The 24,424-nt window shown below is 69.2% G+C and carries 15 protein-coding genes; 9 read left to right on the top strand and 6 right to left on the bottom strand.

Annotated features, from left to right (window positions below; translation table 11 throughout):
- Window positions 1-198: 198 nt before the first annotated feature.
- From IEZ21_RS11215 to IEZ21_RS11190, 6 genes are all read right to left on the bottom strand, one after another.
- Window positions 199-2,382: a glycoside hydrolase family 127 protein gene (locus IEZ21_RS11215; RefSeq protein ID WP_189321711.1), complete on the bottom strand. Its 2,184-nt coding sequence runs from the start codon at window positions 2,380-2,382 to the stop codon at window positions 199-201.
- A gap of 51 nt (window positions 2,383-2,433) precedes the next feature.
- Entirely contained in the window at window positions 2,434-6,558 is a 4,125-nt protein-coding gene (locus IEZ21_RS11210) for an Ig-like domain-containing protein (protein WP_189321710.1), read from the bottom strand.
- A gap of 53 nt (window positions 6,559-6,611) precedes the next feature.
- Entirely contained in the window at window positions 6,612-8,654 is a 2,043-nt protein-coding gene (locus IEZ21_RS11205) for a glycoside hydrolase family 127 protein (protein WP_189321709.1), read from the bottom strand.
- Window positions 8,655-8,691: 37 nt separating this feature from the next.
- Entirely contained in the window at window positions 8,692-9,531 is an 840-nt protein-coding gene (locus IEZ21_RS11200) for a carbohydrate ABC transporter permease (RefSeq protein WP_245685243.1), read from the bottom strand.
- Window positions 9,532-9,551: 20 nt separating this feature from the next.
- Window positions 9,552-10,535, bottom strand: coding sequence for a carbohydrate ABC transporter permease (locus IEZ21_RS11195; protein ID WP_189321708.1), 984 nt, complete (start codon window positions 10,533-10,535; stop codon window positions 9,552-9,554).
- A gap of 191 nt (window positions 10,536-10,726) precedes the next feature.
- Window positions 10,727-12,040 (bottom strand): ABC transporter substrate-binding protein, encoded by a 1,314-nt coding sequence (locus tag IEZ21_RS11190; RefSeq protein WP_189321707.1) that lies wholly within the window; start codon window positions 12,038-12,040, stop codon window positions 10,727-10,729.
- A gap of 335 nt (window positions 12,041-12,375) precedes the next feature.
- On the opposite strand from IEZ21_RS11190, the gene IEZ21_RS11185 reads away from it, so the two are divergent.
- The 9 genes from IEZ21_RS11185 to IEZ21_RS11140 all read left to right on the top strand — a co-directional run bounded on the left by IEZ21_RS11185 (window position 12,376) and on the right by IEZ21_RS11140 (window position 24,360).
- Complete coding sequence (locus IEZ21_RS11185; RefSeq protein WP_033319273.1) at window positions 12,376-13,404, top strand: LacI family DNA-binding transcriptional regulator; 1,029 nt, start codon at window positions 12,376-12,378, stop codon at window positions 13,402-13,404.
- A gap of 243 nt (window positions 13,405-13,647) precedes the next feature.
- Window positions 13,648-15,147, top strand: a complete 1,500-nt coding sequence (locus IEZ21_RS11180; protein WP_189321706.1) for an ABC transporter substrate-binding protein — start codon at window positions 13,648-13,650, stop codon at window positions 15,145-15,147.
- Window positions 15,148-15,162: 15 nt separating this feature from the next.
- Window positions 15,163-16,089: an ABC transporter permease gene (locus IEZ21_RS11175; RefSeq protein WP_189321705.1), complete on the top strand. Its 927-nt coding sequence runs from the start codon at window positions 15,163-15,165 to the stop codon at window positions 16,087-16,089.
- Window positions 16,090-16,103: 14 nt separating this feature from the next.
- Entirely contained in the window at window positions 16,104-18,197 is a 2,094-nt protein-coding gene (locus IEZ21_RS47465; protein WP_246567567.1) for a dipeptide/oligopeptide/nickel ABC transporter permease/ATP-binding protein, read from the top strand.
- On the top strand, window positions 18,190-19,212 hold the full coding sequence (locus tag IEZ21_RS11160; RefSeq protein ID WP_189321704.1) for an ABC transporter ATP-binding protein: 1,023 nt from the start codon (window positions 18,190-18,192) through the stop codon (window positions 19,210-19,212). The genes IEZ21_RS47465 and IEZ21_RS11160 overlap by 8 nt, the downstream gene beginning before the upstream one ends.
- 238 nt (window positions 19,213-19,450) lie before the next feature.
- On the top strand, window positions 19,451-20,632 hold the full coding sequence (locus tag IEZ21_RS11155; protein ID WP_246567565.1) for a S1 family peptidase: 1,182 nt from the start codon (window positions 19,451-19,453) through the stop codon (window positions 20,630-20,632).
- 208 nt (window positions 20,633-20,840) lie between these two features.
- Window positions 20,841-22,517 (top strand): NAD(P)/FAD-dependent oxidoreductase, encoded by a 1,677-nt coding sequence (locus tag IEZ21_RS11150; protein WP_189321703.1) that lies wholly within the window; start codon window positions 20,841-20,843, stop codon window positions 22,515-22,517.
- Entirely contained in the window at window positions 22,514-24,013 is a 1,500-nt protein-coding gene (locus IEZ21_RS11145; RefSeq protein ID WP_189321702.1) for an ATP-binding protein, read from the top strand. Before IEZ21_RS11150 ends, IEZ21_RS11145 begins: the two co-directional genes overlap by 4 nt.
- Window positions 24,010-24,360 carry a UBP-type zinc finger domain-containing protein gene (locus IEZ21_RS11140; RefSeq protein ID WP_033319279.1) on the top strand — a complete coding sequence of 117 codons (351 nt, stop codon included), beginning with the start codon at window positions 24,010-24,012 and terminating at the stop codon, window positions 24,358-24,360. Before IEZ21_RS11145 ends, IEZ21_RS11140 begins: the two co-directional genes overlap by 4 nt.
- Window positions 24,361-24,424: the final 64 nt, after the last annotated feature.

Below are 24,424 nucleotides of genomic sequence, written 5' to 3'. Positions count from 1 at the left end.
GATGGAGCAGGGCGTGCGCATGCACGCGCAGAGACATTCAGGTCATGCGCATGCCAAACACGGGAGCGCACTCACGGCCTCGTGAAGGAAATGTGAAGGCCGCGAGTCATCGCGCATCGTATGGGGCTGCACACCGGCCGACTAGGGCGATCTCCGGCCATTCACGCCAGTGCGGTCGGTCGGACCGATGGCCCCCGCTCAGGTCCTGAGATCGGCGCCGACCGCAGCGCTGACAACCCGGTCGCGTTCGCTCCGGGTGAGCAGGCCCTCGGAGAGCCACTCCCCGGCCAGGGCACGTACCGCACGGACGAACCGGCCGGACGTCGCGAACGGTGCCGGATCCCACACCAGGTCGAGGAAGGTCCTACCGTCGCCGCGGTCACGGTTGGGCACACCGGAGTCGGTCGAGCCGAACACGATGACGGGTTCGGACCGTTTGAAGTACGCGTGGTACTGGCTGTCGTCCCCGATGTGGAACGGTGCGAGGACCAGGCCGTGGGTGGTGAAGTGCATCGGCCTGCCCTCGGGCCGGACCGCGTCCGCCAGGTCACCGCGGAGCGTGAAGTCCTTGTAGAACGAGAACGAGCGGAACGTCGGCTCCGCGCTCCGGGCCACCAGCAGGACCGGCCCGTAGAACAGGGACTGCACGGCGGGATCGTCGGGAGCCTTCTCGATCCGCAGACCGAACGGCGCCGACACCCGGACGCGGTCCCCGCGCGCCCACCTCCGGCTCACCGTGAGATAGCTTCCCGGCACCGCGCGACCGGGCTGCCGTACGCCGTTGACGGTGACCGTGAAGCCCCGGGTGGCCCAGTCCGGAACGCGCAGCTTGAGATCGAGGCGCCCGCTTCCCTCCACCACGGTCAGCGTGCTCGCTCCCTCGTCCGGGAAGTCACTCGTCTGCGAGACGACGAAGCCCTTCTCCGGCCACTCCAGGGTGGCGGCCAGGTACAGGTTGACGTACAGCGCCCTCCCGTCGGCGGAGCGGAAGTAGACCGAGTCCTGGTACTTGGTGTGGTTCTCCATTCCGGTACCGCCACAGCAGGTTCCCGTGTTGCCGTAGTCGCGCCGTACTCCCGGCCCCATCCCGACGAAGTACGTGACCTCGGGGCTGCCGGCACTGCGGCTGTCCCGGCGGGAGGCGAGGATCTGGTTGGTCAGGGCCCGCTCGTAGTAATCCATGTAGGCCGGGTTCTGATCGTGGAAGAACAGATGCCGGCTCAGCTTGAGCATGTTGTACGTCGCGCAGGTCTCGGCGTTCTTGTCGTCGAGGGTGGCCGCGATCGCATCCCTGGCGCGGAACATCTCTCCCTGCCCGGTGCCGCCGAGGCTGTACGTACGCGGGCCGACGACCATCCCCCAGAAGTTGCGGGCCGCTTCGGCGTAGGTGTCCTCCCCGGTGTGGTCGAACAGCCGCAGGTAGCCGGTGAACTGGGGGATGTGCTGGTTGGCGTGTTTGCCCTCCAGGATGTCCCGGTCCTGCGAACAGGCCTCCAGCAGCGCCGTGTTGTCGAAGCAGCGGGCGGCGGCGAGATGCTCCACGCGGCCGGTGAGGGCGTACAGGTCGGCCATCACCTCGTTCATCCCGCCGTACTCGCCGGCGATGTAGATGGACCACATCCGCTCCAGCTGCGCCTTCGGAAGGCGGCCGAGTCTGCTGTGCACCCAGTCGCCCATCTTCGAGGCGACCTCCAGGGCGCGTTCGTCGCCGGCCAGGGTGTGGGCGTCGAGGAGGCCCCTCATGATCTTGTGGCAGGTGTAGTACGGCGCCCAGATGGTCGGGTACGTCGTGTAGCTCTCCAGCAGGATGAACTGCGTCTCCGGGTACGCGGCGAGATAGCCGGGGTGGCTCGGCCGCGGCGAGCCGTGCTCCGCCAGCGCCTCCTGGCACTCCCCGAGCGCCGTGACCAAGTAGTCCAGCTTGGCCTTGAGTCCGGCCTCGCGTGTGTCGGCGTAAGCCTGGGCGAGCAGGGTGAGGAAGTGGCCCCCGTAGTGGCCGCGCAGGTTGCCGTCGGAGGTCTCCCAGCCGCCAGGCGGCTGGGCACCGAGCGTGTCGAGCCCGGCATTGGCCCGGAAGACGGCGAGGATCCGGTCCGCCGGATAGGCCCGCGCGTACTCCAGCATGAGGTCGCGCTTGCTGCGGAAGGTGCCTTCGCCCAGTCGCACGGCGTCCAGCGGGAACGGCCGCACCGTCCAGGTTTCCGGGACGGGCAGTGCGGAACCGGTGGTACCCGTGGGGCCCCCGGGGTACGCGGCGGGTGCCGCGAGAGAGCCGGGCGCGGGGACGGCGGCGGTGGCGGTGGTGGCCGGTTCGAGCAGCGGAACGGCGGCCGCCGCGGCGGTGAGCCTCAGCAGACGGCGGCGGGAAGGGAGATGGGGCATGCTCGGTCTCCGATCGTCGACGGGCAGGGACGGTTCGGTGGCTGCGGATGGTCAGGGCGACGCACGCCCGGCCGAGCCGGGCGGCGGCGCTGTGACGGTGACCGTGGCCGTGGCACGGCGGTCGGTGCCCGCCACCGTTCCGCCGACCTCGAAGGTTCCCGGCTCGGCGTACTGGCCCGGTTCGACCGGATCCCAGGTGACGGGGACGCGGCTGTCCTTCGAGCCGTCGTTGTACGTCGCGACGACGGTCCCCGGCAGCCGGGGCGCCACGCCGGGCCGGGTCACCACCCGCTCACCGGCGATGCTGGTGATCTCTACCGCGTCGGTGAGCCGTACCCAGACGGTCGCCGTGACCGGCCTTGCGGACCGGTCCGCAAGGCCGGTGATCCGTACGCTCGTGCCGCCCTCCGCGACCTGGTCCTCCGTCAGGGCGGGCCAGGCGACGGGCGAACGGGCCGTGGACCCGTCGGCGTAGACCATCGTCACCTCGTCGGGCAGGTCGGGGATCGTCCCTCGTGGCGTCGGGACGTGCACCTCGCGGACGGACTCCGGGGTTTCGGCGTACACCTTCCATTCCTGTACGCCGACGGAGAGCCCGGGGTGTCCGGTCAGCCGGGCCCGCAGACCCGTCGTCGTGACCGGGGCGAAGGTGGTCCGGTTGTAGCTGTTCTCGGCGGTGCCGTAGCCGCTCGGCTGCCGGACCTCGCGCCACTCGTCGCCGTCCAGGTACTCGATCACCCATGAGGCCGGGACACCGACGCCGTCTCCTGCTCCGGGCTGCGCGTCCCGGAAGAAGTACAGGTCCGAGCCGTCGACGCGCACCGGGTCGTCCCAGGTGTACCGGACCCACTGGGTGCCCTCCTCCGGCCAGCTGCCCCAGCGCGGTGTGTCCGAGGACGAGGCCGGCTCCTTGCCGTCGTTGATCGCGGCGGCCGACTCCCAGCCGGAGGTGTAGGAGGCCGTGGGCTTCGCGAAGGGGGCCACGTTGGCCTGCGTGCCGCCGGAAGGGCCCTCCGCCTTCACGACGACCTGCTTCACCGTCTGCTTCGCACCGTCCGTGGCGGTCAGTTCGAGGGTGTAGGTGCCTGCCTCGGTGAACCGGGCGACGGTCGTCGGGGCCCCCGGGTCGTCGAGGATGACCGTGCCGCCCTCCGGGCCGGACACCGGCTTCCACACGGAGGAGAGTTTCCGTGCGGGAAGCCCGTCGTCCTCCACGATCCCCGCCAGCCGGACCTGGCCGGGCCGGTGGTACGAAGTGTCCTGCCAGGCCTCTACGTACGGGGCCCGGTTCTCGGCCGCGGGGACTCTCTCACCGGTGCCGAAGGCCTGGATCTCCTTGAGGCCACTGCTGCGACCGTCCCGGTGGGTCAGCAGAACGCGCAGTTTCTGTGTCGTCACCTGCTCGAAGCGGACGTGATTGCGGTTGGCTCTCGGGTAGACCGGCGACTTGGCCGACCCTGCCACGTCCTTCCATTCTGTTCCGTTCCAGAACTGGACGGTGTACATGGCCGGTTCGGAGTATCCGCCCGGCTTTTTGTCGCTGTAGAAGTAGAGTTTGATGTCGTCGACTTTCCGCGGTCCGGCGAATTCGATCTCGTACCAGTCCTCTTCGGCTCCCGAGCCTCGCGCACCCCAGAAGGGTTCGTTGATGGTGAAGCCGTCGACGGCACCGGAGACTCCGCGCCCCTCAGCCTCGTACGAGGCTCGCGCGGTCGCCCCGGAGGCGAGATTCTCCGCGTCCTTCGCAGGACCGCTCAGGTCTCGCCCGGCCTTGGCGAAGAGATCGGTGACCCTTTCCTTCGAGCCGTACTCGACGTCCTGGGGCGCCTGGACGCGGGCCTTGTTGCTGGTACGCACCTTGGCGTCACCGCCGTCGGGGAACGTCACCTTGCCGGTGGCGGGGTCGTAGAGGAGGTGGGTGAGGGAGTCGACCGTGAAGGCGAGCCTGCCGTCGAGGTAGACGGAATAGCCCTCGGGCACCTGCTTCCCGTACGGCCTTTTCCCGTCGCCCGGTTCGTCCCAGAGGACGGCCAGATTGCTGCCCCGGTAATTGATGTCCGTCACCGCGAAATGCGGCCAGTCGATGTCGATCGGCGAGAGCTCGATCTTCTTGTCGGAACGCGGCCTGAATCCCATCGCATCCTCGATCACCGTCCAGTTGGTGGTACCGAGGATGGTGTGGTGTATCCATGACCGGTACCCGATCTTCTGCGGGTCGGCGCTGCCGTCCGCCCAGAATTCGTTCTGGTCGGGCCAGCGGTTGTCACCGTCCACGTAGTGCGCCCAGGCGTTCCAGGAGAGCAGTTTCTTGTACCACTCGTTGTCGATGTAGTTGTTCGGGTACTTCCGCAGCACCGAGGAGAGGAAGCGGAAGGTGACCGTGGAGTTGATGACCGAGAAGTTGTTGCTGCCCGGGTGTCCCTGTTCCGCGGCCTCAGCCTTGTCGGCCTGGTTGGCGGTGAAGAACGGGAAGACGGGGTACTGCTTCGCGTCGGCCCACAGCCGCAGGGCTTCGAGGTACTGAGGATCCTCGTCCGAGGTGGGCATCAACCCGACGCTGTACGGATAGTAGTTGTTGATCTCTTTCCACGGCACGAGGGAGTCCGAGGCCACGTGCCGGTGCTTGAGGAGTTTGTCCTTCGGATCCCAGAGATGCTTCAGAACCGCCTTCTTCACCCGGTCCGCGATGCCCCGCATCCCGTCGGCCCTTTCGGTCTCACCGAGCAGGTCGTACGCGCGGGCGGCCGCCGAGGCGTTGCTGAACACATACGCCGATTCGGCGCGGTCCAGATTTCCGGGCTTCCAGTCGAACGACACCGCGTCGGCATCGTTCCCGGTCATGGCGCCCCAGTCGTACTCGATCAGTCCGTTGCCGTCGTTGTCGTAGTCGGCCAGTTGACCGCGGACGTCCTTCTCGGCGTACCGGGCCAGATTGCGCACGATGCCGTCCGGCCCGCCGTGCACCTGATAGGAACGCCAGGCGGCCTCGGAGATGTACTGGGTGTAGCTGTTCGACCAGTTCTCGGGATCACCGGGGTTGTCGGTGTACTTGCTGTTCTTCGACACCTCTCCCGCCGATACCCAGGGCCCGTACGAATAGCTCGGGTCGCGCAGGTATTTGAGGTCGTCGACGAACATGCCGACGGTGAGGGCGATCGCGTTGTTGTAGCCGAGGACGCCTTCCATGGAGGTGGGGAACTGGTAGTCGTTGCCCGGGATGTCTGCGTCGAGGAAGTTGTAACGCAGCAGCCACCAACGGTAGTAGAGCGTCTTCTCGATGTTGTCGTCCGGGACGTCCATATAGGGCAGGTTCTCGGCCCACCAGCGGTTGTACTCTCTGACGTGGTCGCGGAAGGCGTTCTTCGGGGAAGCGGCCCGCACGGATTCGTACGCGGTCCGTGAATCGCCGATCTCCTCGGTGACGAAGCCCAGTTGGACCTTGACCGTGACGGTGCCGCCGGCCGGTACGGTCACCGAGCGCGTCAGTGCCTCGCCCTTGCTCTCTCCCTCGCTCTCGGGTTTCATCCCGTCGCCCGAGAGCCGCGGAAAGACCGTCGTGAGGTTGTTCTTCGCCGCGACCGTGCCGGTGAGTTCGGCGCCGTCGGAGGTGGTGGTGTACGGGGACATGGCGCGCAGCGTGAGGGTGCGGGACTGCGAACCGGAGTTGGTGAGCGCCAGGTTCGTCACGGCGGCATTGGCGTCGGTGATGAACTTCGTCTGGGTCAGTTTCAGACCGGTGGCCTCGTGGGCGAATGCGCTGCGCCAGTAACTCGGCGTCTGTTTCCTGGCGTCCACGTTCTCTCGGAGGGCGATGTTCTCGCCGTCCGCCGCCACCGTGACGGTGTACGCGGAGCGGTTGTCGATGCACTCCCAGTACGCGACGTTGCCCGCGAAACCGAGCTTCGTGGGGTCGTGTTCCTTCATGAACACGGCTCGGCCCCGGGTGAACAGCCATGTGCCCGCGGGATCCTGGCCTTCGCGGGCCAGCATCCGGTCCATCCAGAAGTCGGTGCCGTCGCCGCGCCGCAGATCGGCTCGGTACTGGGCGCGCATGGTCTCGTTGACGGTGAAGCCCGCGGGTAATTCGGGGACGGGGCTCTCCGCTCCGGAGAACACGGGGTAGCCAATGGCGTCGTTGTCTGCGTGGGCAGGGACGACGGCGGCCGACGTGGCCACCAATGCCAGGGCGAGCGTCAGGGCTCCGGCGAGGAAACCTCGGCCGCGCTGTCTTAAACGGCTGTGCGGTCTGTGCTCTCTTCGAGGTTCGTGCACGACTGCCTCCCTGTGGGGGTGGTGCTGTCGGGGTCCGCCGTGGGCAGCCACACCCGCATGGTCGAAGGTCCTCTGTTCCCCCAGGAGTGGTAGGGAACGAGGACGATCTCCGTGCGGTCGGCTGCGGTCGTACGACGTGGGGGGTGACTGTGCGGCTCGTACGGCCATGACGCGTCGCGCTGTTCATTCCGGTCGTCCGTCCCGGTCAGCTCACCGGCGACCAGCACCGTGGCGGGTCTGTAGCCGCCACGCCCTCGGTCCAACCGTTCCCGTGGCTGTGCGCGCGGATCCACCCGTACCGCGTCCACGTCCCGCCCGCCGGGCAGATCCGTGGACTCCGCGCAGTACACCAGCGGCCCGCGCTGGACCGCCAGCGTGCCGCGGACCGCGTCGATCCGTGGATCGGCCCGGATCCAGCGGGGCGCGAGGGGCAGTTCCAGCCGGACCTGGTCGCCCGCCCGGAAGGCCCGGGTGACCTCGACCGACCCGGAGGCGGCGGGGCGGCGTACCCCGTCGGGGTCCGTCAGCCAGGCCGTGGCGCCCGCCGTCCAGGCGGGGACGCGTAACGCGAGGGTCCAAGGGCCGTGGTCGGGGGAACGGGTGACCCGTACGGTGACCGCTCCCCCGGCCGGGTAGTCGGTGCGGACACGGAGCCCGATCACGCGGCCGTCATCGAGCGTGGTGGCGATCTCGGCGTCGGCGTACTGGTGCAGTTGGAGGCCGTGTTCGTCGGCCGTGGCCAGATACCCGGACAGCTGGGCGAGGGTACGTGCCACATTGGTCGGGCAGCACGAGACCGCGAACCAGGGGGCGCGCAGGCCGGAGTCGGCGCGCGGACTGTCGGTGTCGGTTCTGGATTCTGTGCCCCGACCGCGCCGGTGGAGGGTGTTGGTGTAGAAGAAGGCGCGGCCGTCCTCGGACGGGGAGGCCGCGATCACGTTGAACAGGGTGCGCTCGGCCAGGTCGGCGAAGCGTGGCTCGCCGGTGGCGAGAAGCAGCCGCCAGCAGAGCATCACCGAGGCGACGCCCGCGCACGTCTCGGAGTACGCGCGGTCCGGAGGCAGGACGAAGTCCTCGCCGAAGGACTCGTCCCGGTGGTGCGACCCCATGCCGCCGGTCAGATACGTCCGCCGCGCGACCGTCGTCTCCCACTGCCGTACGACCGCGGCGAGCAGTTCCTCGTCGCCGGTCTCCATGGCCACGTCGACGGCACCGGCGGCGAGGTAGAGGGCGCGGACGGCGTGGCCGCGCAACACCTTCGCCTCTCGTACCGGTAAGTCGTCCTGGTAGTACGCGCGGCCGAACTCGATGTCGGCGAGCGTGCCGTGGCCGCGCCGCGCGACGAAGAGCGCGGCCTGGTCGAGATAGCGCTGCTCGCCGGTGAGCCGGGCCAGTTCCACCAGGGCCGTCTCGATCTCCGGGTGGCCGCAGACCCGTTCGATGCCGTCCGTGCCGAAGGTGGCGCAGACGTGGTCGGCGGCGCGTCGCGCGGTCTTGGTCAGCTCGCCCTCGCCGCGTGCTCTGCTCTGCGCCACGCCGGCCTGGATGAGATGGCCGTAGCAGTACAGTTCGTGGCCCCATTCGAGGTCGCTGTACCGGGGTGGCTGTCCCGGGCGGCCGTAGGCGGTGTTGAGGTAGCCGTCCGGTTCCTGGGCAGGGGCGATGGCGTCGGTGAGTTCGGCGATCGCCGCGTCCAGGGCGGAATCGGCGCGGCGCCCGGTCTCCCAGGCCATCGCTTCGAGCAGCTTGTAGACGTCGGAGTCGGCGAACTCCCGGCCCCGCCGGTCGCGGTCGATCCGGCCGTGCACGGCGGTCCGGAAGTTGCCGATCCAGCCGACGCGTTCCATCCAGTCGCGGCAGTGGTGCAGCGTGGCCTCGGCGTTGACCTGCTGCCGCCGGCCCCAGAAGCCGCCGGTGATCCTCACCTCGTCGAGGCCGAGCGGCCGTAACCGGCTCCGGCCGCGGCCTGGCGCCACCGGCACGATGGGTGACCGTGTCATGTTGGCCTGTTCCCCCTCACCTGTTCATGCCTTCGGGTCATCCCTTCAGCGCGCCGGACATGAAGCCGCGCATGTAGTGCCGTTGCAGGAGCAGGAAGAGGAGGAGGCAGGGGACGGCCAGGACGACCACCCCGGCCTCGGTCGCCCCGTAGTCGACGGCGCCCATGCTCTGCTGCCTCAGATTGGCGATGGCCAGTGGCAGTGGTGCCTTCTCGCTGTCCGAGATGAGGATCAGCGGGGCGATGAAGTCGTTCCACGCCGCGAGGAAGGCGAAGAGTCCCACGGTGATCAGTCCTGGCCGGACCGCGGGGAGCAGGATCCGCCGGAGCGCGCCCGATGTTCCGCAGCCGTCGACGAGGGCCGACTCCTCCAGTTCGCGGGGCACGGCCTCGAAGGAGATCCGCATCATGAAGGTGGCGAACGGCAGTTGGAACATGGCGAGCACCAGGCTGAGCCCGATGAGCGAGTTCTGCAGGTGGAGTCTGCCGAGCAGCACATAGAGCGGGATGAGCAGCGTGGCGTACGGGACCATGAGGATGGCCAGGGTCAGCAGGAAGAGGAGGTTCTTGCCGGGGAAGTCGAAGCGGGCGAAGGCGTAGCCGCCCAGCAGTGACACCCCCAGCGTGAGCGCGACCGTGAGTGCCGAGACGATCGTGCTGTTGAGCAGGTAGCGCCACAGGCCCGCGTCGTAGTCGAGCAGGGTGCGGTAGTTGCCGAATCCGTAGCCGGACTCCTGTGCGGTGCCGGGCTGTCCGCTGACCGAGGCCCAGGCGTTCCACACCAGCGGGAAGAGGAAGATGACGGCCAGGCCGCCGGCGAGGACGTAGTACGGGGTGCGGCTGAGGGTGTTCTTGAGTCCCATGGTCTCCGTTCTCATGGCTTCTCCAGTGGCTCCGCTCATGGCTCGTCCGCGCGGCGCAGGCCGCGGAACTGCAGGACGTTGAGCAGGAGCAGCACGGCCAGCACGATGATCGAGAGCGCCGCGGCGGTGCCGAGGTCCAGCCGCTGGAACGCCTCGCGGTAGATGAGCTGGACGATGGTGACGGTGCTGTTGTCCGGTCCTCCCTTGGTGAGGATGAAGAACTGGTCGAAGGCGAGCAGCGAGCCGGTCGCACACAGCAGCAGCGTCAGCGCGAGGGAGGGCCGCAGCAGGGGCAGGGTGATGCGGCGGAATATCTGCCATCGGTCCGCGCCGTCCATCCGCGCCGCCTCGTACACCTCGTGCGGGATGCGCTGGAGGCCGACGAGCAGGATCAGCATGTAGAACCCGGCGAACTTCCAGACGACGAGGAACACCGTCGACAGCAGAGCCGAGGTCGGTGCGCCCAGGAAGGAGACCGGTTCGTCGACCAGGCCGAGTCCTTCGAGGAGGGGACTGAGCGGGCCGGTGGTGGGACTGTAGAGACCCCAGAACAACAGGGACGCGGAGGCCAGTCCGAGGGCGCCGGGCAGGAAGTAGACCGTACGGAAGAAGCCGACGCCCGGCCGGTGTTCCTGGACCAGGAGGGCCAGCAGGAGCGCCAGCCCGAGGAGGATGACGGTGACGATCACGGTGTAGAGCAGGGTGAAGCGGACCGCCGGCCAGAATAGGGTGCCGTCGGTGATGTCCGTGTAGTTCTCGGGGGCGTTGCCGCCCCGGTTCCCGGCGAGGAGCGGCCAGTCGCTGAGCGACATCTGTCCGACGAGCAGCAGGGGCAGCAGGAAGAACACCGTGACGAACGCGGCGGTGGGGGCGGCGTAACCGAGGCCCTTGACCTTGCGGGACCGCCACCATGGGCCTCCGGCCTGGTGGGGTGGGTGGGGGCGGGCGGCGCGCCGCGTGCGACTGGTGGACGCCGCGTGGCGTCCGGCCGCCGCCTCGTCTGCCACCTGTGGCTGCATGGCTCTCCTCTGCCGTCGTCCGCGGGGGGGGGCGCTCGTACGGAAGCTGCGGGTGCTTTGCGGCTGGGCGCTCCCCCACTCTCGAATTCGCTCGAGCGGGGGGACCCCCATCGCGGCGGAGCCGCAAATTGACACCGCCCCGCGCCCCTTACGGGGCGCGGTAGTTGGACTTGCTCAGGTGATGGACTGGGTCAGTCCGCCAGGGAGGCTGTGACCGCCTCGTTGTCCTTGTCCAGTGACGAGCCGTCCTTGAAGACGGCGTTGCGCATCAGGGTCAGCCAGGGGCCGTTGGGGTCGTTGAAGGTCTGGCCGAACTTCAGGGCGTAGGGGGTTCGGCCGTCCTTGACGAGCTCGTTGATCGTCACAAGCCGCGGGTCGGCGTCCGAGTGCTTGTTGGACGCCAGGTCCGTGCGTGCCACGACGTCCTTGTTCGCGGCGACGACATCGACCTGGGCTTTCTCGCCCAGGGACCAGGCGAGGAAGTTCCAGGCCTGGTCGGCCGACTTGCTGATGGCGGAGATGCCGATGGCGTCGCCGCCCACGAACGTCGACTTGCCGCCGTCGGGGCCGGGGATCGGGGCGACACCGAGGTCGAGGTCCTTGGGCATCAGGCCCAGGGTCGTCGACGGCATGGGCATCACGCCGGTCTTCCCCTTCGGGAAGACGCCGGTCCAGGTGGTGCCGGTCTCGTCGCGTGCGCCCGGGGCCACGATGTCGTCGTTCACCCAGCCGCGATAGGTCTCGTACACCTTCTTGGCGGTGTCGGAGGCGAGACTCGCCTTCGTCCCGTCCTCGTTCAGGACGTCGTCTCCCGCCGCCCAGATCGACGGCCACCAGGTGAAGACCCCGCAGCCGCCGCAGTTGCCGCCGAAGAAGGTGCCGTTGACGCCTCCTCCGAGCGCGTCGACAGCTCGCGCGTGTTTGTCCCACTCGGCGAGGGTGGTGGGTGGCTTCTCCGGATCGAGTTCGGCCCGCCTGTAGAGATCCTTGTTGTAGAAGAGGACCGACAGATCGAGGGTGTGCGGGACGACGTACTTCTTGTCCTCGTACGTACCGGCCTTGATGTGCGACTGGGCGAGCTGATCGGCGAAGGGCAGGGCGTCGACGCGTTCGGTGAGATCGGCGAAGAGGCCGCTGGACGTGTAGTTGGGCACGAACACGACGTCCGAGGCGAAGAGGTCCGGCAGGTCACGCGATCCCGCCGCGGCACCGACCTTGGCCTGGTAGTCGTCGGTGGGGATGACGGTCAGTTCGATCCGGTTCTTGTGACTGGCGTTGTAGGCCTTCACGAGGGCCTCGCTCTGTGGCCGGGTGGCGGCGCGGGTCCACATCGTCAGTGTCGTCCCGTCGTCGACACCGGTGGCGGTCGCCGCGCCGCCGCCCTCTCCCCCTCCCCCGTCGTCCCCCGACCCGCAGGCCGTGACCAGACCCGTCGCGACGAGCAGTGCGAGCGCGGTGACGCCGAGACGAGCGGCGTTCCGACGCGGTCCGGCTGTTCTCCCCATGGTCGATCCCCCTTGTATGGCGGCCGACGGGCTGGCCGGCCGGTCCTCCGGGACGGTGAATGTGGGACTGGCTGCGCTACTGACTCCGCGACGAAAAGGGCCGAAAAGGTTTTCTGGAACGCTATGACCGCCCTGATGGCTCGTCAATCCCCTTGCAACACATGGGCTGATGTCCTTTGCGCCACCGCTTGAAGACCACGTCCGAAATCGATCGAGTACTGTTTTCCGCACGGCATACGACCTCGGACGCGTCGGCACCCGGCGGTGTGGTCGCCCTCGGGACGAGTACGGCCCGTGCGGCGCGTACCGCACGCGACGGGACAGGAGAACCTCACATGGCGCAGGCCACCGGCCCCTCTCGTCCGCAACCGGCCACCCTCGGCGATGTCGCCCGGCTCGCGGGGGTGTCCATCGCGACCGCGTCCAAGGCGCTCAACGGCCGCAGCCAGGTGCGCGCCGAGACGCGGGAGCGGGTGATCGAGGCGGCCGAGCGGCTGTCGTTCCGGCCGAACCAGCTCGCCCGGAGCCTGCTCGCCGGCCGCACCGGCACGGTCGGCCTGCTGACCAGCGACCTCGAAGGCCGGTTCAGCATTCCGATTCTCATGGGTGCCGAGGACGCCTTCGGCGCGGGCGAGGTCGCGGTGTTCCTGTGCGATGCCCGCGGTGACGCGATCCGGGAGCGGCACCACGTACGCGCGCTGCTCAGCCGCCGGGTCGACGGCCTGATCGTGGTGGGCAGCCGTACCGATCCGCGTCCGTCACTGGGCCGCGATCTGCCCGTGCCGGTGGTCTACGCCTACGCCCCTTCCGAGGACCCGTCGGATCTCTCGATCGTCCCGGACAGCGTGGGCGCGGGCCGTATCGCGGTGGAACACCTCCTCGCCTGCGGGCGTACCCGGATCGCGCACATCACGGGGGATCCCGGTTACTGCGCGGCGCGCGAGCGCGCCGAGGGGGCCCTGGCGGCACTCGCCGAGGCGGGGCTCGAGCCCGTGGGCGAGCCGCGTTTCGGTTCCTGGTCGGAGGGCTGGGGACGGACGGCCACCGCGATGCTGCTCGACCGGCGCCACGAGGTGGACGCCGTCCTGTGCGGCAGCGACCAGATCGCCCGCGGGGTGATGGACGTGCTGCGTGAGCGCGGGCACCGGGTGCCGGAGGACGTCGCGGTCATGGGATTCGACAACTGGAAGATCCTTACTTCTGCGGCGCGTCCCCCGCTGACCAGTGTCGACATGAATCTCGAAGAGGTTGGTCGGGCGGCCGCGCAGGCGGTGTTCGCCGCGCTCGCCGGATCGCCGCGCTCCGGGATCGAACAGCAGGGCGGCCGGGTCATCATCAGGGGCTCCACGGCGCCGCTCTCCTGACTGAGGGTCTCACCCCGCCCGCGTACGCGAAGTGTCGGTGAGCGTAAGGGTGCTCAGTCTCTTGCTGCACGCATCTTGACGCGTTCAGCATGGTCGACCTCATAATGTCGCGTCCACATATCTAAACTTCGTTTCTTCTTGTGGACGAAGCTCGAGCAGCCCGGAGGATCAGTGGCCGGTCCAGGCTTATTGCGTACTCGTTCCATCGCTCGTCCTCGCCGGGGGCGAGCGGTGGGCGCGTTCATGTCCGTAGGCGTTCTGCTCGCCGTCTCCGGATGCTCGGTGGCCGGCGCCGACCCCATAGGGGAAGGCCCGGACACTCTGCGCGTCGTCCTGCCCGAGGAGCCGCCGACGCTCGAGCCCTGCGATGCCTCGCTCACCGCGACGGGCCGGGTGACGCGGGCCAACATCACGGAGGCGCTGACCGAGCGCGAGCCGTCCACGGGGCGGCTGGAACAGGCGCTGGCCACCAAGTGGACCCGTACGTCGCCCACTTCGTGGACCTTCACGCTCCGCGAGGGCGTCACCTTCCATGACGGCACGCCGTTCACGGCGGAGGCGGCGGCGTTCTCGATCAAGCGCGCCACGGACTCGGACATCGACTGCAATGTCGACGGCTATATCTTCACGGACAGTGAAGTCACCGCAACTCCAGTCAATGACACGACACTTGAGGTCAAGACGGCAAAGCCGGACCCGATCCTCCCGCTGCGCCTGTCCTTCGTCGAGATGGTGCCGACCACCACCAACCCCGGTGCCAGGGTGCGCGAGCCGGTCGGCACGGGCCCGTACCGGATCGACGAATGGAGCCAGGGCCGCTTCCTTCGCCTGAAGCGCTACCCCGGCTACTGGGGCAAGGCCCCCGAGTACGCCGCGGCGAAGTACGTATGGCGGGCGGAGGGCAGCGTACGCGCGGCCATGGTGACCAATGACGAGGCGGATGTCGCGATCGGGCTCGCTCCCGAGGACGGGGCGGGCGACCGGGCGGTGGAGTTCGCCACCAACGAGGTCTCGTTCCTGCGGATGGACGCCGGCAAGGCGCCCCTCGACGACATCCGGATCCGCCGGGCCATCAACTACGCCATCGACCGGGAAGGCCTGGTCACGGCGGTCTTCGCGGGCCGGCCGAGCGGCCAGCTCGTCGCGAAGGGCGTCACCGGACACAACCCGCGCGTACGGCCCTGGCCGTACGACCCCGAACGCGCGAAGAAACTCGTGGCCGAGGCACGCGCCGACGGAGTACCGACCAACAGGACCATCACGATCATCGGCCGCAACGCCATCTACCCGAAGGCCGCCGAAGCGATGGAGGTCGTCCAGGACGGCCTGCTCAAGGCCGGGCTGAAGGTCGAGATCAAGATGCTCGACGTCAACGCCTGGCTGGAGTACCTGCTGCGGCCCTTCCCCAAGGGCATCGGCCCCACCCTCCTCCAGGCGCAGCACGGCAACCAGGCGGGGGACGCCGCGTTCACGATGGGGCAGATCTACGGCAGTAAGGGCGCGCAGAGCAGTTACGGCACTCCTGAACTGGACGCGTTGATCGACCAGGCCCAGCTGGCCGGGGGCGAGGCGCGGCAGAAGGCGTTCGCGGACACCTTCGCGTACCAGAACGACGAGGTCGTACGGGACGCCGTCATGGCCAACATGACCGGGATCATGGCCCTTTCCTCGAACGTCCGTTACCGGCCGGACTCGGCCACCAATGACGAGATGCGGCTCGCCGACATGCACCGTACGGACTGAGGGAGGAGCGGACCGATGTTCACCATGCTGCGCCGTCGCGCGGTCTCCAGCGTGATCCCCCTGCTGGTCGTGGTTCTCGGGGTGTTCTTCCTGGCCCGCCTCACCGGCGACCCCGCCAACCTGTACCTGCCGCTGAGCGCGACGCCCGAGATGCGGGCCGAGTTCGCCGCCCGCAACGGTCTCGACGACCCGCTGCTCGCCCAGTTCGGTGACTACCTCGGCCAGGTCGCCCACCTGGACTTCGGTGAATCACTGCGCACCGCTCAGCCGGCGGGTGAGGCGGTGCTGCGGGCCTTCCCCGCCACGCTTCAGCTGGCCGGCTGGACGATGCTGCTCGCCATCCTGGGCGCCGTGGTGATCGGCAGCCTGGCGGCGTACCGCCCCAACTCGGCGACCGACCGGGTCGCGAGCTTTCTGTCCTCGACGGCCGCGAGCGTGCCCGACTTCTGGTTCGCCATCATGGGCGTGCTGGTGTTCGCGGTGACGCTCGGCTGGCTTCCCACCTCCGGCACGAGCGGCGCGGCGGCGTGGGTGCTGCCCGTGGTGACGCTGCTCATCCGCCCGTTCGGGGTACTGGTGCAGGTGGTACGCGGCGCCATGGTCTCCGCGCTGTCCGCCCCGTACGTCAAGGTGGCGCGCAGCAAAGGGGCGAGCGAGTCGCGGGTGGTCTTCGGGCACGCCCTGCGCAACGCGGCGGCACCGGCGCTCACCGTCGCGGGTGACCTCGCTGTCGGGCTGGTCAACGGGGCCGTCGTCGTCGAGACGATCTTCGGCTGGCCCGGCATCGGCAAGCTCATGATCGACTCGGTTCTGCAGCGTGACTTCGCGGTCCTGCAGGCCGCGGTGCTGCTCACCGCTCTGGTGATCTTCGCGCTCAACATCCTGGTGGACATCTGTCACGCGCTCCTCGACCCGCGGGTCCGGCAGCAGGCGGCGGCGTGAGTCAAGGAGGTGACATGCTCCCGAAGGACGACGTGCTCCGGCGAGACGTGGAAAAGGACGTCAAGGGTGGGGAGAGCGGCCCGGGTTCCGGGACCGACGGGGCCAAGGGTGCGGTGGTACGGGCGAAGTGGCCTGCTCTGCTGCTCCAGGACCGGTTCGCCTTCGCGGCGGCTCTGGTTCTGTTACTGGTCGCGCTGTGCGCCGTACTGGGCCCGCTTCTCATCGGGGACCTGGCGACACGTCAGAACCTGCGCGACCCCAGCCGGCCGCCCTTCAGTCTCGACGACGGCTGGGCGTACGTACTCGGCAGCGACTCCCTCGGCCGCCCTGTCGCCGCCCGGCTGATAACCGCGGCCGGGACGACCCTGTCCGTCGCCGTACCCGCTGTCCTGGTTTCCCTCGTCGTCGGCTCGGTGTGGGGCATGTGGGCGGGCTATCACGGGGGTTGGCGCGAGAACGTGTCCCTGCGGATCGCCGATGTGATCCTCAGCTTCCCCTCGCTGCTGCTGGCCGTGGTCGTGCTGTACGTGTTCTCGCCGAGCGCCGCGAACATCGTGCTGGTACTGGCCGTCGCCCGGATCCCCGTATACCTGCGCACCGCGCGCGCCGAGGCCGCCGAACTGCGCAGCCGACTCTTCATCGACGCGGCCCGCACCTTCGGCACCAGCGGCTGGTCGACCATCCGACGCCACGTCGCGCCCACGGTGCTGCCCACCCTGCTCACCGTCGCCGCCCTCGACTTCTGCTTCGTGATGCTGACCGAGTCCTCACTTAGCTTCCTCGGCATCGGCATCCAACCGCCGGACGTGAGCTGGGGTCTGATGGTGGCGCAGGGCCGCCAGGAGTTGCAGAGCGCCTGGTGGATAGCGCTGTTCCCCGGTCTCGCCATCGTCATCACGACGGTGTCGGCGACCGTGCTCGCCGCTTGGGCCCGGCTCTCGACCGACCCGGGGCAGCGGTGGCGACGGGGGCTGCGGCGTAGGGGGCGGCGTCCTCAACCCACTCCTACCACCGCCCAAGAGGCGGAAGTTGAGCCGACTCGTGCCGTCCCGGCGGGGAGGACGGCCGAACCGGGCCCGGCCGCCTCGGAGACAAGGGCCGAACCCACTCTCGCCGAAGCACCCCCAACGACCCCCGACACCTTGGCCGTTGACGGTCTCTCGGTCTCTGTACGCACCCCCGCCGGGTCCCTCCCTGTCGTACGCGGGGTGAGCTTCGGCGTGCGTTCCGGCGAGACCCTCGCCCTGCTGGGCGAGTCCGGATGCGGCAAGAGCATGACCGCGCACGCCGTCGCGGGGCTGCTCGATCCCGCTGCCGAAGTCGTGGGTGGGCAGGCGCGGTTGGAGGGTGAGGACCTGCTCGCGCTGGGCGCGCGGGCGCGGCGTCGGCTGGCCGGGCCCGGCCTCGCCATCGTCTTTCAGGATGCGCTGAGCGCACTCAATCCCGTTCACACGGTCGGGGCGCAGCTCGCGGAGCCGTTCCGTATCCACGAGCGGATGTCGCGGCGTGCCGCGCGGGCCAAGGCCGTTGAGCTGATGGAACGCGTGGGCATCCCGGAGGCGCGGTCGCGCGCGGACGCGTATCCGCATCAGTTCTCCGGAGGTATGCGTCAGCGGCTGCTGATCGCCATGGCGGTCGCGCTGCGGCCGAAGGTGCTGCTCGCCGACGAGCCCACGACGGCGCTGGACGTCACCGTGCAGGCTCAGATCATGGACCTGCTACGGGAGTTGCGGAGCGAGCAGCAGATGGCGCTGGTCCTCATCACGCACGACCTCGGTCTTGTGGCCGAGCACGCGGACCGGGTCGCGGTCATGTACGCGGGTACGGTCGTGGAGACGGGGCCGGTGGCCGAAGTGTTCGGCAAGCCCAACCACCCTTACACACGAGGCCTATTGGACTCCGTACCGGCCGAACAGCACAAGGGATCCCGGCTCAGCTCCATCCCCGGAGGCCCGCCCGACCCCCGCTCCGTACCCTCCGGCTGCGCCTTCCGTACGCGCTGCCCGATGGCCCGCGACCTGTGCGCCACCCAGCGACCGCAGCTCGCCGAAACCGGAACCGACCGCGCCGCCGCCTGTCACTTCGGGAAGGAACTGGCCGATGCCTGAGTCCGGGACCCTGCTGGAAGCCACCGGCCTGGCCAAGAGCTTCACCGTGCCGCGTACCGCGAAGGGCAGCACGAAACTGCGCGCGGTCGACGGCGTGGACCTGAACCTGGGGCGCGGTGAAACCCTCGGCCTCGTCGGCGAGTCCGGCTGCGGGAAGTCCACGCTGGCCAGGATTCTGCTGCGGCTGGAACGTCCCGACGAGGGCACCGTGCGGTTCGACGGAGTGGACCCGTTCTCGTTGTCGGGCGCGCGGCTGCTCGCCTGGCGGCGCAAGGTGCAGATGATCTTCCAGGACCCGTTCGGCTCGCTCAACCCCCGCCTGAGCGCGGCGGATCTGATCAGCGAGCCCTGGCGCACCCACCGCGACCTCGTGCCCGCCCCGAAGCGGGCGGCGCGCGTCGCCGAGCTGCTGGAGATGGTCGGGCTGCGCGCCTCCGACGCGCGCCGCTACCCGCAGGAGTTCTCCGGAGGACAACGGCAGCGCATCGGCATCGCCCGCGCGCTGGCCCTGGAGCCCGAGGTCATCGTCTGCGACGAACCCGTCTCCGCGCTGGACCTGTCGGTTCAGGCCCAGGTGCTCAACCTCCTGTGCGATCTACGGGACGAGCTGGGACTGTCGTACGTGTTCATCTCGCACGACCTGTCCGTCGTACGGCACGTCGCCGACCGCGTCGCCGTGATGTACCTGGGGAAGATCGCGGAAACCGGCCCGGCGGAGGAGGTCTTCGAGCAGCCGCGCCACCCGTACACGGCGGCACTGCTGTCGGCGGCCCCGTCCCTGGCGGCCGGCGGCAGGGCGAAGCGGCAACGCATCCTGCTCACCGGCGAGATCCCCTCACCGGCCGACCCTCCGTCCGGCTGCCGCTTCAGGACCCGGTGCCCGCGTGCGGAGGACGTATGCGCCGAAGCCGTCCCGACGCCGGCGCTCGCGGCACCGGAGCATACGGCTGCATGCCACTTCCCGCTGGAGGAGGCGTCCGCGCTCACGGGAGATCACCGGGCAGGCGCCTCCTGAGACGGGATGCCGGTCCGGTCCGCCGAGGACCGGTCCGGAGTCCGGCCCGCTGAAGGCCGGTGCGGCCGACTGGCAGGGCCGCCAACTCGCCCCGGACGCCCACTCGTTCACTCATCACGTCATTGGTATGGACCTGCCCATGATCACCGGTTAGGCTCTGCCCCGGCACGCACCGAGAGCGCTCTCACCGTTCTGCTGTTCCACCCCCACCTTGCTGGAACAACGAAGGGCTACTGCCTTGAGACGCACCACAGCCATGCGTACCGGCCTGGCCACACTCCTCCTGCTCGGCACCTGGGTCGGCGCGGGCACTCTGCCCGCTTCCGCCACCGATGCCACCGACACCTCTCGATCCGTCCGCTCCTCCGAAACCCCGGCCTCCCCCGCCCTCCTCGCCGCCATGCAACGTGACCTGGGGCTGACCAGGTCCCAGGCCGAGGCGCGACTGGCCGACGAGAAGGCGGCGGCAGCAGTCGAAACGAAGGCACGGCGGATCGCCGGAGCGGCATACGGAGGCTCCTGGTTCGACGCCGAGAGCGGCAAGTTGACCGTCGCTGTGACGGCCGCCGCCCCCGACGCCACCGTCGACGCCGTACGAGAGAGCGGCGCGAACGTCCGTACCGTCACCGTCAAGCACAGCGCCCGACAGCTCGACGCGGTCAAGGCACGTATCGACAAGCTGCCCGCGCCGGACGGCGTCAGCGGCTGGCATGTCGATCCCAGGACCAGCGCGGTCGTCGTGAGCGTTGTCGGCGCACAGCGCGCTGACAACGATGTCCAGAAGTTCGTCGAGCGGGCCCGCGCCGCAGGTCCCGTCACCGTCGAAGAGACCGCCGAGGCGCCAGAGACCTTCGCCGCCGGTACGGTCGGCGGCGACCCCTACTACACCGGCAACGTCCGCTGCTCCATAGGCTTTTCGGTGCACGGCGGTTTCGTCACCGCCGGGCACTGCGGCCAGGCTGGAGCTAGCGTCAGCGGCTGGGACCGGTCGCACATAGGCAACTTCCAGGGGTCGTCGTTCCCGGAGAACGACTACGCCTGGGTCAACGTCGGCAGCGGCTGGTGGACGGTGCCCGTCGTGCTCGGCTGGGGCACCGTCCCCGACCAACTCGTCCGCGGCTCCGCCGAGGCACCCGTCGGCGCCTCCATCTGCCGGTCGGGGTCGACCACGCACTGGCACTGCGGCACCGTGCTCGGCAAGAACGAAACCGTCAACTACAGCCAGGGTGCGGTCCACCAGATGACCAGGACCAGCGTCTGCGCCGAACCGGGCGACTCCGGCGGCTCGTACATCAGCGGCGACCAGGCCCAGGGGGTCACCTCCGGCGGTTCGGGCAACTGCACCAGCGGCGGCCGGACCTGGTACCAGCCGGTGAACGAGATCCTCAACCGTTACGGCCTCACCCTGCACACGGCCTGATCGCGCGCACGTCCTGATCCAGCGCACCACTGTCAACGGGCTCCGTCGCCGCGCCGGTGACGGAGCCCGTTCATGGCGTGAGTCCGGAGCGGGCCAGTACACCCCGATTCCTGCGCGAAACAGGCCGGTCGAACATACGATGGGCATGCGTCGGCCGGTCCTGCGGTGAGGCCGCGCCAGGACGCAGACCGCTCGGGGTGGGAGACGTATGGCACAGGGCACCGACGCAAGCCGGACCGTCATCCTGACCGTGGACGACGACCCGGGGGTCTCGCGTGCGGTGGCCCGCGACCTGCGGCGTCGTTACGGCGAGTCGTACCGGATCGTGCGCGCGGAGTCCGGCGAGAGTGCTCTGGACGCACTGCGTGAGCTGAAGCTGCGCGGTGATCTCGTGGCGGTGATCCTCGCGGACTACCGCATGCCGCAGATGAACGGGATCGAGTTCCTGGAGCAGGCGCTGGACGTGCACCCGGGCGCGCGCCGGGTGCTGCTGACCGCGTACGCGGACACGAACGCGGCCATCGACGCGATCAACGTCGTCGACCTCGACCACTATCTCCTCAAGCCCTGGGATCCGCCGGAGGAGAAGCTCTATCCCGTCCTGGACGACCTGCTGGAGGCCTGGCGGGCCACCGATCACCGGGCGGTTCCGATCGCGAAGGTGGTCGGGCACCGCTGGTCGGCGCGGTCGTCGGACGTACGGGAGTTCCTGGCCCGCAACCAGGTGCCGTACCGCTGGTACTCGTCGGACGAGCCCGAAGGCCGGCGGCTGCTGGCCTGCGCGGGGGCGGACGGGCAGCGGCTGCCGCTCGTGATCACCGCCGACGGGACGGCGCTCGTCGAGCCCGAGGATCCGGAGCTGGCCGCCCAGGTGGGTCTGGCCACGACACCGGCGGAGGACTTCTACGACCTCGTCGTCATCGGCGGCGGCCCCGCGGGGCTCGGCGCCGCCGTCTACGGCGCTTCGGAGGGACTGCGGACCGTGCTCGTCGAGCGCTCCGCCACGGGTGGGCAGGCGGGCCAGAGCTCACGGATCGAGAACTACCTCGGCTTCCCGGACGGCGTCTCCGGGGGCCAGCTCACCGACCGGGCCCGGCGTCAGGCGGCGAAGTTCGGCGCGGAGATTCTGACCGCTCGTGAGGTGACAGGTCTCGAGGTCAATGGCGCGGCGCGCACCGTGCGGTTCTCGGACGGCTCCGCGATCGCCGCGCACAGTGTGATCCTGGCGACCGGCGTGTCGTACCGGCAGCTGGAGGCACCCGGCGCGGACGACCTGACCGGGCGCGGGGTGTTCTACGGCTCGGCGCTGACCGAGGCGGCCGGCTGCCAGGGGCACGACGTGTACATCGTCGGCGGCGCGAACTCCGCCGGGCAGGCCGCGATGTATCTGGCCAGGGGCGCCAAATCGGTCACCCTCCTGGTGCGCGGCTCCTCCCTCTCCGCGTCGATGTCGCACTACCTGATCGAGCAGATCATGGACGCGCCCAACATCTCGGTGCGTACGGGGACGGTCGTCGAGGCGACGCACGGCTCCGACCACCTGGAGCAGCTCACCCTGCGCGACATCGAGAGCGGCCACACCGAACTCGTCGACGCACAATGGATGTTCGTCTTCATCGGCGCGGCCCCGCTGACCGACTGGCTGGACGGCACGGTGCTCAGGGACAAGCGCGGATTCATCATCGCCGGACCCGACCTGACCGCCGACGGGCAGCCGCCACCGGACTGGGAGCTGGACCGGCCGCCGTACCACCTGGAGACCAATGTGCCCGGGGTGTTCGTGGCGGGCGACGCCCGCGCCGAGTCCGCCAAGCGTGTCGCCTCCGCCGTCGGAGAGGGAGCCATGGCCGTGATGCTCGTACACCGGTATCTGGAGCAGTCGTGAGCGGGCAGCCGATGCCGTGCGATGCGGCGGAGCTCGGCACGCTTTTCCTGTTCGAGAAGCTGGACGCGGATCAGCTGGCGCGGCTGTGCCGCGAGGGCCGGGTGGAGAAGTTCGAGCCCGGCTATGTGTACCAGGAGGGCGAGCCGGCCACCTGCTTCTTCGTACTCCTCGAGGGCACGCTGGTGATGTCGCGCCGGGTCGGCGCCGACGACGTGGAGATCAGCCGCACCTCCCAGCGCGGGGTGTACGCGGGTGCCATGCAGGCCTATCTCGCCGCATCGGATCAGGCGCGCTACAAGGGTTCGGTGCGGGTCACCGAGCCTTCGCGGTTCTTCGTCCTGCCCGCCGAGACGTTCGCCGCGGTCCTGTGGGACTGGTTCCCCATGGCCGTACATCTGCTGGAAGGGATGTTCTTCGGCAGCCAGAACACCCAGCGGACGATCAACCAGCGCGAGCGGCTGCTGGCGCTCGGCTCGCTGTCCGCGGGGCTGACGCATGAGCTCAACAATCCGGCGGCGGCCGCGGTGCGGGCCACCTCTTCGCTGCGGGACCGGGTCGCGCACATGCGGCACAAGCTCGGTGTCATCGCCGCGGGTCCGTACCACCGTGAGGCGTTGAAGACGCTGATAGACATCCAGGAGAGCACGGCCGAACGGGTCGCCAAGGCACCCTCCCTGAGCCCCCTCGAAGCCTCCGACCGCGAGGACGCGCTCTCCGACTGGCTCGACGATCACGGCATCGAGGGCGGCTGGCAGATCGCCCCGACGTTCGTACAGGCCGGGCTCGACACCGACTGGCTGGAGCGGGTCGCGGCAGCCGTGGACCCTCAGATGCTGCCGGGGGCCGTGGGCTGGCTCAACTACACCGTCGAGACCGAGCTCCTCATGCGCGAGATCGAGGACTCCACGACCCGTGTCTCGAATCTCGTGAACGCGGCCAAGCAGTACTCCCAGCTCGACCGGGCGCCGTACCAGGTCTGCGATGTGCACGAACTCCTCGACAGCACGCTGCTGATGCTGTCCGGGAAGATCGGCTCAGGCATCAAGGTCGTCAAGGAGTACGACCGTACGCTGCCGAGGATTCCCACGTACCCCGGTGAGCTCAACCAGGTGTGGACGAACATCATCGACAACGCGGTCTCCGCGATGAACAGCGCGGACGGCGAGGGCACATTGACCGTGCGGACGGCCCTCGAGCGGGAGCAGCTGCTCGTCGAGTTCCGCGATACGGGGCCCGGGGTGCCGGAGGAGATCCGCGGCCGTATCTTCGATCCGTTCTTCACGACGAAGCCTGTGGGTAAGGGCACCGGTCTGGGTCTGGACATCTCCTGGCGCATCGTGGTGAACAAGCACCACGGGCATCTGGAGGTGCACTCCGTGCCCGGCGACACCCGCTTCCGGGTCTTCCTCCCGCTCACGGCCCCGGATCCCGAGACCCCTGCCGTGGATTCCGAGGCCTCGGCCGCGGATTTCGACAACCCTCAGGAGGCGTCATGACCACACCGGCCGGAATCGACCCAGGCGTTCCGCCGAGCGGCACCGGATGCGTCGAGTGCGGTGAGGTCGGCGGCTGGTGGCTCCATCTGCGGCGGTGCGCCCAGTGCGGCCACATCGGCTGCTGCGACAGCTCCCCCGCGAAGCACGCCACGGCCCACTACCGGAGTGCGGGCCATCCCATCGTCCGCAGTTTCGAACCGGGTGAGAGCTGGTTCTGGAACTACGAGACTTCCGAGCTGTACGAGTCCGGCCCCGAACTCGCTCCCCCGGTCAGCCGCCCTCCGGACCAGCCAACGCCCGGGCCGGCGGGCCGGGTTCCGGCGAACTGGGCGGACACGCTGAGCTGACGCGGCCCAGCGTGCTGTGGGGCCGGCTCCGGTCAGTCCAGTAGAAAAGTGGAGGAAGACCGCA

This window comes from Streptomyces flaveus (genome assembly GCF_014647675.1).
GTDB lineage: Bacteria > Actinomycetota > Actinomycetes > Streptomycetales > Streptomycetaceae > Streptomyces > Streptomyces flaveus.
Note: the sequence above shows the minus strand (reverse complement) of the source record. Positions and strands in the feature narration are given on the sequence as shown.